Source organism: Flavobacterium sp., from assembly GCF_046296355.1.
In the GTDB taxonomy this organism is placed as follows: domain Bacteria; phylum Bacteroidota; class Bacteroidia; order Flavobacteriales; family Flavobacteriaceae; genus Flavobacterium.
The window spans coordinates 81,087-94,441 of record NZ_JBKBLM010000004.1; the positions used below are offsets into that span (position 1 = coordinate 81,087).

Annotated in this window: 13 protein-coding genes and 1 tRNA gene; 7 read left to right on the forward strand and 7 right to left on the reverse strand. The window is 36.5% G+C overall.

Annotated features, from left to right (window positions below):
• Positions 1 to 57: 57 nt before the first annotated feature.
• The 3 genes from ACK4HO_RS03790 to ACK4HO_RS03800 are packed head-to-tail and all read right to left on the reverse strand — an operon-like array spanning position 58 to position 2,134.
• Positions 58 to 561 (reverse strand): DUF6702 family protein, encoded by a 504-nt coding sequence (locus tag ACK4HO_RS03790; RefSeq protein WP_409662782.1) that lies wholly within the window; start codon positions 559 to 561, stop codon positions 58 to 60.
• Positions 562 to 570: 9 nt separating this feature from the next.
• Positions 571 to 1,332, reverse strand: coding sequence for a hypothetical protein (locus ACK4HO_RS03795; protein ID WP_409662784.1), 762 nt, complete (start codon positions 1,330 to 1,332; stop codon positions 571 to 573).
• A 34-nt stretch (positions 1,333 to 1,366) separates the two neighbouring features.
• Positions 1,367 to 2,134 (reverse strand): hypothetical protein, encoded by a 768-nt coding sequence (locus ACK4HO_RS03800; protein ID WP_409662787.1) that lies wholly within the window; start codon positions 2,132 to 2,134, stop codon positions 1,367 to 1,369.
• A gap of 121 nt (positions 2,135 to 2,255) precedes the next feature.
• Between ACK4HO_RS03800 and pepE the strand changes: the two genes are divergently transcribed.
• Complete coding sequence (pepE, locus tag ACK4HO_RS03805; protein ID WP_409662790.1) at positions 2,256 to 2,966, forward strand: dipeptidase PepE; 711 nt, start codon at positions 2,256 to 2,258, stop codon at positions 2,964 to 2,966.
• Positions 2,967 to 3,212: 246 nt separating this feature from the next.
• On the opposite strand, the gene ACK4HO_RS03810 is transcribed toward pepE, so the two are convergent.
• Positions 3,213 to 3,285: transfer RNA gene (locus tag ACK4HO_RS03810), tRNA-Gly, on the reverse strand.
• Between the two features lie 120 nt (positions 3,286 to 3,405).
• On the opposite strand from ACK4HO_RS03810, the gene ACK4HO_RS03815 reads away from it, so the two are divergent.
• Entirely contained in the window at positions 3,406 to 3,849 is a 444-nt protein-coding gene (locus tag ACK4HO_RS03815; protein ID WP_409662793.1) for a GNAT family N-acetyltransferase, read from the forward strand.
• On the opposite strand, the gene ACK4HO_RS03820 is transcribed toward ACK4HO_RS03815, so the two are convergent.
• On the reverse strand, positions 3,838 to 4,545 hold the full coding sequence (locus tag ACK4HO_RS03820) for a murein L,D-transpeptidase catalytic domain family protein (protein WP_409662796.1): 708 nt from the start codon (positions 4,543 to 4,545) through the stop codon (positions 3,838 to 3,840). The two genes, ACK4HO_RS03815 and ACK4HO_RS03820, sit on opposite strands and share 12 nt — an antisense overlap.
• 190 nt (positions 4,546 to 4,735) lie before the next feature.
• Here ACK4HO_RS03820 and ACK4HO_RS03825 point away from each other — a divergent pair, with 190 nt between their 5' ends.
• Complete coding sequence (locus ACK4HO_RS03825; protein ID WP_409662798.1) at positions 4,736 to 7,192, forward strand: DUF5916 domain-containing protein; 2,457 nt, start codon at positions 4,736 to 4,738, stop codon at positions 7,190 to 7,192.
• A 44-nt stretch (positions 7,193 to 7,236) separates the two neighbouring features.
• A complete protein-coding gene (gene gpmI, locus ACK4HO_RS03830; RefSeq protein WP_409662801.1) occupies positions 7,237 to 8,763 on the forward strand; it encodes a 2,3-bisphosphoglycerate-independent phosphoglycerate mutase in 1,527 nt (508 codons plus the stop codon).
• A 26-nt stretch (positions 8,764 to 8,789) separates the two neighbouring features.
• Here gpmI and ACK4HO_RS03835 read toward each other — a convergent pair whose 3' ends face one another.
• A complete protein-coding gene (locus tag ACK4HO_RS03835) occupies positions 8,790 to 9,035 on the reverse strand; it encodes a hypothetical protein (RefSeq protein ID WP_409662803.1) in 246 nt (81 codons plus the stop codon).
• Here ACK4HO_RS03835 and ACK4HO_RS03840 point away from each other — a divergent pair.
• Positions 9,030 to 9,446, forward strand: a complete 417-nt coding sequence (locus ACK4HO_RS03840; protein ID WP_409662807.1) for a hypothetical protein — start codon at positions 9,030 to 9,032, stop codon at positions 9,444 to 9,446. The two genes, ACK4HO_RS03835 and ACK4HO_RS03840, sit on opposite strands and share 6 nt — an antisense overlap.
• A gap of 148 nt (positions 9,447 to 9,594) precedes the next feature.
• On the opposite strand, the gene ACK4HO_RS03845 is transcribed toward ACK4HO_RS03840, so the two are convergent.
• Positions 9,595 to 10,863 carry an acetyl-CoA hydrolase/transferase family protein gene (locus ACK4HO_RS03845; RefSeq protein WP_409662810.1) on the reverse strand — a complete coding sequence of 423 codons (1,269 nt, stop codon included), beginning with the start codon at positions 10,861 to 10,863 and terminating at the stop codon, positions 9,595 to 9,597.
• Between the two features lie 145 nt (positions 10,864 to 11,008).
• Here ACK4HO_RS03845 and ACK4HO_RS03850 point away from each other — a divergent pair, with 145 nt between their 5' ends.
• Entirely contained in the window at positions 11,009 to 11,683 is a 675-nt protein-coding gene (locus ACK4HO_RS03850) for a TetR/AcrR family transcriptional regulator (protein ID WP_409662813.1), read from the forward strand.
• Between the two features lie 2 nt (positions 11,684 to 11,685).
• Positions 11,686 to 13,353, forward strand: coding sequence for a peptidase domain-containing ABC transporter (locus tag ACK4HO_RS03855; RefSeq protein ID WP_409662816.1), 1,668 nt, complete (start codon positions 11,686 to 11,688; stop codon positions 13,351 to 13,353).
• The last annotated feature ends 2 nt before the right edge of the window (positions 13,354 to 13,355 follow it).

The window sequence follows — 13,355 nt, forward strand, 5'->3', positions numbered from 1 at the left end:
TAATTTTTTTTAGGTCATAAATGTAAAGAAATTTAAGTTATGGCGTAAAATCAAAATTTATTTTAACATTCCTTTAGTGATTGACGAAGTCAGTAAAAGATTCTGCTTTTTGCCATTATTGTTGAATTGGATAATGTTTTGCTGCTCGGAATGAACTTCGATTAGGATAGAATTGTCAACTTGAAGCGAGGTAACTTTTGCTATTTCTTTGATGCTTAAATAACAAATCACAACGTTGCTTTCTACCTCACGACTCAAATAAGTAAAGGTTTTGGGTTTCCCGTTGACTGTTAGTTTGAAATTTTCGCCCAAATATTTTTTTAGCAAATCAATATCTTCCGGGGTTTCTTTTACAGAACCTATATTAGTACTTTTTTTATAAGCTTTGGTTACGGCATCGTTTAAATCGTCCATAAAAATTCGCGTGGTAATTTCCAGTCTTTTTTTCTGTGGCACAAAATCAATTTGGTAAATCGCCACATAAAACCGGTGTGCCGCCATCGAAGTCAACCCAAGAAAAAGCAATAACAAGACGGCTGATTTTAATACTCTCTTCATCATTCAAAACTATTATTTGCCATTAGTTTTTAAAAGAGTTAAATACGCTGTTGCCAACTCACTCATTCTAAAATTTGCCATGCCTTTGTTCTTCTCGTTGATATAGGCAATCAATTTGGTGTCATCAACTATATAATACAAAAACCCTTTGACATATTCTTCAGGGATTTTAAGTTTTTTAATGAAATAGTCATTTGGGAACTGGTTCTCTATTTTCAACATATTCCGCTCTTTCTTTTCAATAGCCAATTCTTTTTGCAACATCGCAGTTCTACCGCTAATAGAATTCAATATACCGTCAACACTCATTCCACCAAGCGGAATTAATAACGGACTGTACCAGTGAAAAGTCTCCGCTGTTCTTAATCTTCTTTCGGCAGGTGTGTATTTTTTTGCCGGTTTTTCCAAAATGCGTAAAGAAACGGCATTGATATGACTGTAATCTTTGATTTCTACTTCAGACAAATTAATGGTTTTGGGCACTAAATTGGTTACCAAAAGAGGTTTAGCCAAATCCGTTTCGCGAATGACAACTTTTTGTGTTTCGATTTGTAAACTTTTGAATTCTAGCGTATCACCAACCTTAACAAACATAGTATAACTGCCGCTACTGTTGGAAGTACTAACTGTTTCAGAACGAAGATTCAGGATATTGACTTCGCCTAATTCTTTGATAGGACAAATTATTTTTCCTCTCAAAAATGTCAATTCAGCAGATTGACCAAAGCAAACACTTTGAATAAAGACAAATAGGAAGAAAATTTTAAACTTCATTCTACTGGGTTTTACTAAGCTTCAAAAGTACTAACTATTTATCTTCAGCCTTCAATAAATCTATATATTTTGTAGCCAATTCAGCCAAAACAAAAGTAGCCATTGTTTTATTTTTCACAGTCATGGCACTCACAAATTTGGAATCTTCCACCACAAAATACCAAAATCCTTTGACGTATTCTTCAGGGATTTTTAATTTTTTAACAAAATAATCTATGCTAAATTGGTTTTCTATTTTCTGAAGCAATGTTTCTTTTCGTTCTACTTCCAATTCTTTTTTGAGCATGGTTGATCGGCCCGACATCCAATTAAATAAAGGGTCTAGCCCAACTGAACCTCCCATACTTCCATCGGTATTTCCGGCTACATCAACTCCAGAAGCCGTTTTTAATTTTCTCTCCGCCGGAGTATAATGCTTAGTATTGGGTGAAATAATACCTAGGGAAACCGCATTTATATTTTTGTACTGCTTGACAATAATCTCATCCAATCGATTAATCATGGGTTCTAGTTTAACTAAAAACAAATCCTTGTCAAAATCCTCTTGCGAAACCACAATTTTCTTGCCTTTAATCTGTATGGCCGAAAACATCAAGGTGTCGCCAACACTGACTTTTAGACTAAAATAGCCTTCTTTTTCAGTGGCCGTTGCTATATCACTTTTGAGATTGATGATGTAAATTCCGTCTAAATCAACCGATTCCGAAGCTACTTTTCCTTTTATTGATTTCACTAAACTATTTTGTGCAATAGTTACATTAACAGTCAGAAGTAAAAGTGCTATTTTGAAAAAAAAATTCATATTGGCGATTAGATTTGGTAAAAATATCTTAGAGCATTCCTAAATAAATGCCAACGGCTTGGTAATTTTTTGTTAAATAAAAGCGGTAAAAACACTACTTTTGGTGGAGAATAATCTAAAAATGAAAAAACTAATTATTGCAAGTACATCAACGGTACACGGAGGAAGTTATTTAGACTATTTGTTGCCGGTATTAGAAAACCACTTCAAAGACTGCCAAGAAATACTTTTTATTCCATATGCTCGTCCCGGTGGCATTTCACATGACGATTATACCGAAAATGTTCGTTTGGCTTTCGCCAAAATAAACAAAAAAGTTAAGGGTTTGCATGAGTTTGACAATCCAACAACGGCTATCAAGAATGCTGAAGGCATCTTTACCGGCGGTGGCAATACTTTTTTGTTGGTTAGTCAATTGTACACCAATAATGTCATGGATATTTTAGCCCAAACGGTTGAAAAAGGAACACCTTATTTAGGCTCAAGCGCTGGAAGCAACATTACCGGTTTGACGATGCAAACAACCAATGACATGCCCATTATTTATCCGCCGAGTTTTAAAACCTTGGGATTGATTCCGTTTAATTTGAATCCGCATTATTTAGATCCGGACATGAGTAGCAAGCATATGGGCGAAACCCGAGAAACGAGAATCAAAGAATTCCATGCGTTCAACACCGCTCCTGTTTTAGGATTGCGTGAAGGAAGTTGGTTGGAAATTACCGGCGAAAAGATAATTTTGAAAGGAAGTCTGACCGCAAGATTATTTCAACAAAATAAGAGTCCGGAAGAATTGACGCCTGAGACAGATTTGGCTTATTTGGGTGAATAAAGTTTAACCGCAGATTCGCAGATTAAAAAAACTAATTAAAATAATCTGCGAATCTGCGGTCAATATTTTTATAAACTCCGTGAGACAGAGGCAATTTTAAACTCGCCACAACATAAAAGAAAAAAACCCCAAACATTCGTTTGAGGCTTTCAGAGCGGAAGACGAGGCTTCCCGATGAATCGGGATAAACTTCTCGCCTGATTGCATAAAAAAACCTCTAATTTAAATTAGAGGTTTCTATTTCAGAGCGGAAGACGAGGCTCGAACTCGCGACAACCAGCTTGGAAGGCTGGAGCTCTACCAACTGAGCTACTTCCGCATTTGTGAGTGCAAATATATAGAATAAGTTTGCTTTGATGCAAATTTTTTTAAGAAAAATTAGTGTGAAAAATTTCAGCGTTTATAACACAAACAAAACCATTTAGTTATAGAGAGAAATATGATAGAGATCAGAAATATTTCAGCACAAGAAACAATAACTGTGCGTCATCCGGTACTCCGAAAAGGAAAGCCTATAGAGAGTTGTTACTTTGACGGTGATGAATTGGTTAACACACAACATTTTGGTTTGTACCAAAATGATAAATTGGAAGGTGTGATTTCGCTATTTGAAAACAACAGCCTATTGTTCAAGGAAAAGCATCAATCGCAAATCAGAGGCATGGCCGTTTTGGAAAACAATCAGGGAAAAGGTTTTGGAAGGCAATTAGTTGAGCATGCCGAAAAGACCTTAAAACTTCAGAATATTGATTTGATTTGGTTTAACGCCCGTGAAAATGCCGTGGGATTTTACCAAAAAACGGGTTACGAAATCATCGGGAATTCGTTTGACATTCCCAGCGTTGGTATTCATTATGTGATGTGGAAAAAACTACGAAGCTAACTTCGATACGATATCTTGTTTGGCTGCAGGATGATAAATAAACAAACAAGATTTGTCCTTAATCACGTTGATGATTTTTTGGTTCATTTCAACCGGAACAGCAGGACAACCTTGACTTCTACCTAATCTTTTGTTTTGTTTGATAAAAGATTCAGAAACATAATCGGCACCGTGCATTACTACCGCTCTTTCTCTGGCTTTGTCATTTAATCCTTTTTGTAAACCGTCTAATTTTAGAGACATACCGTGTTTGCCGTTATAAATTTCGGCTGTGGCGTAAAACCCAACACTACTTTTATAAGATTCAGCTTGGTTGGAGAAAATTTTGGCGAATTCTTCTCCAGTATTTCTTCCGTGTGCTACTAAAGTTTGAAACAACACTATATTTTTATCTAAATCAATTACCCAAAGTCTTTTGGCAGTAGATGACAAACTGAAATCAACAATAGTTAGAATGTTTTTTTGAATCAATCCTTTTTCTTTAAGATGATTAAACCCGTCTAACGCCAAATTAAAGCTCTCAAAACTAGGCAAAGCAAAAGAATTTGCATCTATTTGACTGTAAACTGATACATTTTCTGAGGCCTTCTTCTCCGTAGATACAAAGGTCTTATTGTTCAGACTGGTTTTGTCGGGAAAGCTGCTGAAAGACATCAACAACACAAAAAACAATAAAGAGAAGGATTTATAATTCATTGACAGTTATAGGTTTAAAATTAGACATGGGTAGGGCAAATATATATTATATTTATCCAAAACCAAATAATCTGACTTTAATTAAGCCAATTTTAATTTTATCAATCCCATATAAATCATCAGCATTTATCGGCTAAAGGTTGTAAATATCAATTAAATAGTTATTTTTGTTTGTCAAACAAAATCATCAATGCCTAAAAATTCCTACTTTTTTCTTTGTTCTTTTTTGCTTTTTTCAGGATTGGTTTTTGGTCAAAAAAAAACGCTTCAAACAAAGTCTACCGATACTAAAATCACCATTGACGGTAAGTTTGATGAATCAGCTTGGAAAGATGTCGACGTAGCCACTGATTTTGTGATGATAGACCCTGATAACGGAAAACCGGCTCCCAACGAGAGACGAACAGAAATAAAAATAGTTTACGACAACACCGCCATTTATATTGCTGCAACCTTATATGATGACGAACCTCAAAAAATACTTAAAGAGCTTACCCTAAGAGATATTTTCTCAACTGCTGATCATTTTGGCGTACTCATTAACGGTTATAATGATGGACAACAAGAGTTTCGCTTTTTCGTCAGTGCGGCCGGTGTGCAACAAGATGGAGTTTACACCGAATCCGGAGATGAAGATTTTTCATGGGACGCCATTTGGGACAGTCATGTTGATGTAACCAATTTCGGATGGTGTGTTGAAATGAAAATACCTTATGCAGCGTTGAGATTTCCTTCGGAGAAAAAACAAACTTGGGGATTGAATTTTTACAGAGAAATTCGCCGTTTCAGACAACAGTACTCTTGGTCACTGCTCGATAGAAAAATTGCAAATGAAAGTGTACAAGCCGGTATTTTGGAAGGCATTGAAAACATCAAAACACCTACCCGTTTGTTCTTAATTCCCTATGCTTCGCAATATTTATATTCGAGCAAAAACCAAAAAACCATTGGGGAGTTCAAAGGTGGAATGGACATCAAATACGGAATAAATGACGCCTTTACTTTGGATGCCATTTTGATTCCTGATTTTGGCCAAACGAAATTTGACAATGTCGAGTTAAACCTAACCGCATTTGAACAACAATTCACAGAAAACAGACCATTTTTTACTGAAGGAACCGACTTGTTTAGTAAAGGTAATTTGCTTTACACCAGAAGAATAGGCGAAACTCCTGAGATTGAGGTGGCAGAAAACGAAAGCGTGATTGACCAACCCAGTTCAATTAAATTAATTAATGCCGTGAAAGTTTCCGGAAGAACTAAAGGAGGATTGGGCATTGGTGTCTTAAATGCAGTTACTGAAAATACCGGTGTCACTGTGAAAAATGATGATACGGGAGAAATTCGTTTTGAAAATATTGCGCCGGTTACCAACTACAATGTCTTTGTTTTAGACCAACGTTTCCGAAAAAATTCCTCAGTTTCATTGATAAATACCAATGTAACTCGCAATGGAGAATTCAGGGACGCCAATGTTTCTGCCTTCGTCTGGGATTTGAATACCAAGAAAAACACCTATAACTTGTCGGGCGCTTTTAAATACAGCTATGTTAACAACATGGCTGATACCGATGACCAAAAAGGGATAGCGGCCAATATTAATTTGGGAGAAACCAGCGGCAATTACCGATATAGTATTGGTAGTGTTTATGCCTCAAAAGACTTTGACAATAATGATTTGGGGATTAATAATCAAACGCATTATCATGGTTTTTATGCCAATTCTAATTACAGAACTTTAAATCCGACTAAAATATTCAATTCATTTCAAGCCTTTTTGAACTCCTACACAGAATTTGACAATAGAACAGGAAGAATTCAAGCCGGAAATTTGAACTTATATTTTAACGCGTACGACAAACAAAATGACTATTATGGGTTTGGAATTTACTCCAATCCCTTGAAAGTATATGATTTTTACGAACCGAGATCATTTGAAGAACAGCGATTTGTAGCCATTCCTAAAAACGTTAGAACTTACTTTTTATATTCTTCCAATTATAACCGAAAATTTGCCTTTGACATTAATCCATCCATAACCATTTTTGACGAAAAAGACAGAAAGAATTATGGAATTTTATTGAGTCCCAGATATCGTTTTAGCGATCGTTTTTCTTTGGTTTACAGCTTCACCTTTAACAGGCAAAACAACAACATCGGCTGGATAGACTTTGATGATGATGACAATACTATTTTTGCCAGAAGAAATAGAATTACTTACATTAACGGGATGCAAGGAAAATATTCCATCAATAACAAAATGAACTTTAATTTGAATTTACGTCACTATTGGTCATACGTAACCAATAACGAAATTTTGACTTTAATGAATGATGGAAGCTATGTAAATAACACAACATACACTACCAATAAAAATTCTAATCTGAATTTATGGAATCTAGACCTCACCTATTCTTGGTGGTTTGCACCGGGAAGCCAAGTGTCTGTTTTATACCGAAACAACGCTTCGCTGTTCAGCCGTGAATTTAATCGTGAATTTGGAAGCAATATCAATGATGCTTTAGACAGTGAAAACCTAAACCATGTTTTCTCCATTAGTATTCGCTATTTTATTGATTACAATACAGTGAAAAATTCCAAGTTTTACAAATCGTTTACCAAACCAAAGGAAAGAGTTCACTTCTAAAAATCGAATTTTAGCCTTATATTTGTTGTTCAAAATAATTCTCGATGAACAAGAAAGTAATCCTAATGATTTTAGACGGTTGGGGGAAATCGCCCGACCCAAAAGTATCCGCCATTGACAATGCCAATGTTCCGTTTATCAATAGTCTTTATGCTAAATATCCGAGTGCCCAACTAAGAACTGACGGTCTAAGCGTAGGCTTACCCGAAGGTCAAATGGGTAATTCCGAAGTAGGTCACATGAATCTTGGCGCAGGAAGAATTGTGTATCAGGATTTGGCCAAAATCAATTTGGCTGTGGCTCACAAAACCATGAGTCAGGAAAAACCTTTGATTGATGCTTTTCAATATGCTAAAAACAATAACAAAGCAGTTCACTTTTTGGGTTTGGTTTCTGATGGTGGCGTGCATTCGCATACCTCTCATTTACGCAGTTTGATTGATGCTTCACAGGATTTCGGGTTACAAAAAGTATTTGTTCACGCCTTTACCGATGGTCGCGATGTAGACCCAAAATCAGGCAAAACATACCTACAAGATTTAGAAAATTACATTCAAAATACTTCGGCTAAAATCGCTACTGTTATTGGTCGTTATTACGCCATGGACAGAGACAAACGCTGGGAACGTGTGAAACTCGCTTATGATTTACTCGTAAATGGTATCGGAAAACACAGCACCAATTTGGTTCAAGACATAGCCGAGAGTTATGCCGAAAATGTAACCGATGAGTTTATCCAACCATTAACGGCGGTGGATTCGAATGACCAACCTTTGGCTACCATTCAAAACGATGACGTTGTGGTTTTCTTCAACTTCAGAACTGATAGAGGACGAGAATTGACCGAGGCACTTTCGCAAAAAGATTTCCACGAATTCAACATGCACAAACTCAATTTGTACTATGTGACGATGACCAATTACGATGACACTTATGAAAACGTACACGTGATTTACGATAAAGACAACATCACCGAAACGTTGGGCGAAGTACTGGAAAAACATAATAAAACCCAAATTCGCATAGCCGAAACCGAGAAATATCCGCACGTGACGTTCTTCTTTTCGGGCGGAAGGGAAATTCCGTTTAGAGGTGAAACCCGCATTTTGAGAAATTCTCCTAAAGTTGCTACTTACGATTTACAACCCGAGATGAGTGCTTACGAACTCAAAGACGCTTTGATACCCGAATTGCAAAAAGGCGAAGTAGATTTCGTTTGTTTGAATTTTGCCAATGGCGACATGGTTGGTCACACTGGTATAATGGAAGCTGCGATTAAAGCCTGTGAAGCCGTTGACATTTGCGTAAAAGAAGTAGTTGAAACGGCTTTAGCCAATGACTATACAACAATAATAATAGCCGACCACGGTAATTGTGAAACCATGATAAATCCTGACGGTTCGCCAAACACCGCACACACAACAAATCCGGTGCCGATTATTATGGTCGATAAAGATCATATCCGAGTACACGATGGTGTTTTGGGCGATTTAGCACCGACGATTTTAGAGCTAATGGGTATTCCAAAACCGGAAGTCATGACCGGAAAATCACTTTTAGTACGATTATAAAAAAATCCCTCATGCGAGGGATTTTTTTATGGCATACCGTTCATTTTCATCAACAATTCATTCTGAATTTTGAGGACTTTGTTCTCCTCTTGTAGTTGTGCTATCAAGGCAATGTTTTCTTGTTCCTGTGCTTCTTTTTCTGCGTTGGGTCTTTCATTAGCTTTAAATTCAATAGGCAGAGTATTGGCAATATCCTGAAAAAAATTATAGCGCAAAGCATAGCACACCTCAAGCAAAGTAGCCGTTTGCATCGATTGTTTGGTGGTATGCATCCGCCCTACCATGCGCGTTTTTTGCAACAGCCTACTGAGTTCGATGGGCTTTATTTTATGAACGGTCAAAAACTGCTTAATGAGCGTACCTACGTGTATATTTTGGTTGTTTTTAGTCATATTGATGGTTTTTTCTTTCAAATATATAAAATATATCTTATTCCGTTTGCAATATATCTCATTTTGTTTGCAATTGATTACAAAATGTTGATGACAGATTACAGAAATTTAGCGGAAGATGTCATAATATTTGCGAAAGATGTCATAATATTTGCGGAAAATTATAGAATATTAGCAAAAGATGTCATAGTATTAGCGGATGATTATAGAATGTTAGCGGTAGATATCATAGTGTTTGCGACAGCATACAAAGTATTAGCGGATGATTACAAAATATTGGCGGACAATTAAAAAATTATTAAACGATTCCGAAAGTTAAAAGGCTTTTCTTTTAGCCCTGATTGCAGTGTAAATAAAAAATGCTTCCCTATTTGGAAGCATTTTTTATTGCAACGAAAAGCAGGAAAATGGACTGCAAAAACGCCCGAGCCTTTCGCTCCTATTTCAACAACTCATAATAACTTCTTTCAATACTTTCCTGATGGGTTGGATGCGCAATTCGCACCATTTCGTTGAGTCTTTGTTTTAAGGTTTTGCCATATAAGTCGGCGATGCCGTTTTCAGTGATGATATATTGCACGTGGGAACGGGTAGAAACTACGCCGGCGCCTTGTTTTAAATAAGGAACAATTCTGCTTTCGCCTCTTTTGGTGATTGACGGTAATGCAATAATCGCTTTTCCGCCTTCGCTTAAGGAAGCGCCACGGATGAAATCCATTTGACCACCGACGCCTGAATACATTTTGGCCCCAATAGAATCAGCACAAACTTGTCCGGTTACATCTACTTCTATCGCAGAATTAATGGCTACCATTTTGGGGTTTTTACGAATACGCGCCGTATCGTTTACCATTGAAGATTCTTTCATTTCTATAAACGGATTGTCGTTGACAAAGTCATACAAACGTTTGGAACCAATTAAAAAAGTGGCTAACACTCTGCCGCGCAAAGTGCCTTTATAATTACAATTGATGACATCGCTTTCAATCAAATCAATTACACCGTCTGAGAACATTTCGGTGTGTAAGCCTAAATCTTTGTGGTTTTTCAATTTACTTAAAGCCGCATTTGGGATTGAACCTATGCCCATTTGTAAAGTGCTTCGGTCTTCAATTAAGGAAGCTACGTACTCGCCTATTTTCTCTTCTTCTTTGGAAAAAGGCGTTGGCGCATGACCAAAAATGGGTTCGTTGACTTCTACCAAATAATCTATTTCGGAAACATGAAGAATTCCGTCACCAAAAGTTCTCGGCATTTGTGGGTTGACTTGCGCAATGACAATTTTAGCATTTTCAATAGCCGCTACAGTGGCTTCTACCGAAACGCCTAACGAACAATATCCATGCTTATCCGGTGGTGAAACGTGGATAAAAGCTACGTCAATCAATAATACTTTTTTGCGAAACAAATGAGGCAGTTCACTCAAAAAAACCGGGGTATACGAACCGTTTCCGGCAGTTAAAGTATGACGAACATTGGCACCAATAAAAAACGAATTGACGTGAAAACTATCTGCCAGCTCAGGATTGGCATACGGTGCCGGACCTTCAGTATGTAAATGACAAACCTCAACATTGCGGAGTTCTGAAGCTCTTTCAGCTAAGGCTTTGGTTAAGATGGTTGGTGTGGCTGCCGCCGCTTGAACGTATACCCTATCGTTTGATTTTACTACTTTGACTGCTTCTGCAGCCGTAACATATTTACTCATCCCAAAAATTTTATCCAAAATTATATCGTAATGCCTTATAAAAATATGACATTTCTCATGAGTGAGAATTTAAATTATTATAAATAAAAGTTAAAATTTCAATATTGATAGTATTACTATTATATTTGCAAAAAATATTATCATTATGAATTCGATATTATCTAATTTAAAAATTCAGGTAAATGAAAAAATTTACGTGAAAGACCCGGAAACCTCAGCCCTTGGAAAGAAAATTATCCAAGAAAGCATACTGTTGATTGACGAAATTGGATTTGAAGTCTTTACTTTTAAAAAACTAGGCGAAAGAATCGGATCTAATGAAAGTTCGATATACCGTTATTTTGAAAGCAAACACAAACTCTTGTTGTATTTGTCTTCCTGGTATTGGGGATGGATGGAATACCGATTGGTGTTTTCAACGTCTAACATCGTTGATCCTCTGGAAAAACTCAAAAGAGCCATAACCATAGTGACCGAAAAAATCGAAGATGACTCTACCACACTTCACATTAACGAATCGGTTTTAAATAAAATCATCATTGCTGAATTTACCAAAACATTATTGACCAAAGAAGTGGATGCCGAGAACAAAGAAGGTTTCTTTTTGGTCTATAAAAGAGTCATCAACCGAATCATTGATATCATTCAAGAAGTCAATCAGGAGTATGATTTTGCCAAAAGCTTGGCTTCTTCTATAGTGGAAGGTTCACTACACCAACACTTTTTAAAAGACCATTTGAAAACCATTACCAATTGCAATGAAAACAACTCGCCAACCCAATTTTATATTGATTTGGCCCAAAAAACTTTAAGCAAATAACTATGGCACTAACCTCGTCTCAAAGATTAATTAACCTGCTCAAACTCGACCGAAAAGACATTTCACAAATATTCTTTTACGCCATCTTTGCCGGATTAGTGAGTTTGTCATTACCCTTAGGCATTCAAGCGATTATCAACCTAATTCAATCGGGAAGAGTTAGTGTTTCTTGGATTGTTTTGGTTTTTATTGTCATTGCAGGAGTCGCATTAGTTGGGATTTTATCTTTAATGCAATTGCGTATTACAGAGAATTTACAACAAAAAATATTCATTCGTTCTTCGTTTGAATTTGGTTTTCGTTTGCCAAAAATCAAAACCGATGCACTGCACAACCAATATCCGCCGGAATTGGCCAATCGTTTTTTTGATACTTTGACCATCCAAAAAGGCGCTTCCAAGTTACTGATTGACTTTTCTTCGGCGCTTTTACAAATTGTATTCGGAATTATTTTGTTGTCACTTTACCATCCATTCTTTATTTTCTTTGGTGTTTTTTTAGTGATTTTACTCTATGTAATCTTCCGGTTTTCCTATAATTCCGGCTTGTCCAGTAGCTTAAAGGAATCGAAATACAAATATAAAGTCGTAAGTTGGTTACAAGAAATGGCGCGAAATAATTTCAGTTTTAAAAAATCTTCCAATTTTGATTTTGCTTTGACCAAAAACGACCGCTTGGTTTCAGAATACTTATCGTATCGCGAAAGACATTTCGGCATTATCAAAAGACAATTCACCCAATTGATTGTTTTTAAAATCATCATCACTGCAGGATTATTATTGATTGGCGGCTATTTGGTATTGAACCAAAAAATGAATATCGGTCAATTCGTAGCGGCAGAAATCATCATCTTATTGGTTATCAATTCGGTGGAAAAAATCGTAATCGGCCTAGAAACGCTTTATGATGTTTTAACCGCTGTGGAAAAAATTGGTCAAATCACCGACTTAGAAATAGAAGAAATGACTTCAAAACCAGCAGAGTATTGTTATACCAATATTCAATTGGCGGCTGAAAACCTGAGTTATAAATTTCCGGACTCGCCCAATTATGTCTTAGAGAAGATAAATCTAACCATCGAACAATCGGAGAAAATATATTTGGAAGGATTAAACGGTTCAGGGAAAACAACTTTGATTCGCATACTTTCCGGGTTGTTGCAACCCACTTCGGGTTCGTTTTACATCAATGATGACACTTATCGAAAAATTGATTTGGAACAATACCGCTCACAAATCAGCACGATTATTATTGGTGAAACGCCATTTGAAGGCACTATTTTGGAAAACATCACTTTCAACAACCCATTGATTTCTCAGGAAGATTTAAAATGGGCCATAGAAAGCGTGAATTTGGGTGATTTCATCAAGTCATTACCCAAAGGTTTGGACACCAAAATCTATCCCGAAGGCAAGCAATTGTCCTCTTCGAATGCACAGAAAATCCTTTTGGCGAGAAGCATTATCAACCGACCTAAAATTCTTTTCTACGAAGATGCTTTAGATAAAATGGATGAAGGCGCCGCAAAAGAAGTCATAGATTTTATCACTTCTAAGGAGAACAAATGGACGCTTATTGTTTCCTCTAAAAACGATTATTGGCAACAAAAATGCACTCGAAACATTACCATGAGCGAAGGAAAAATAATCAAAGACACTAAAAAACAATAACG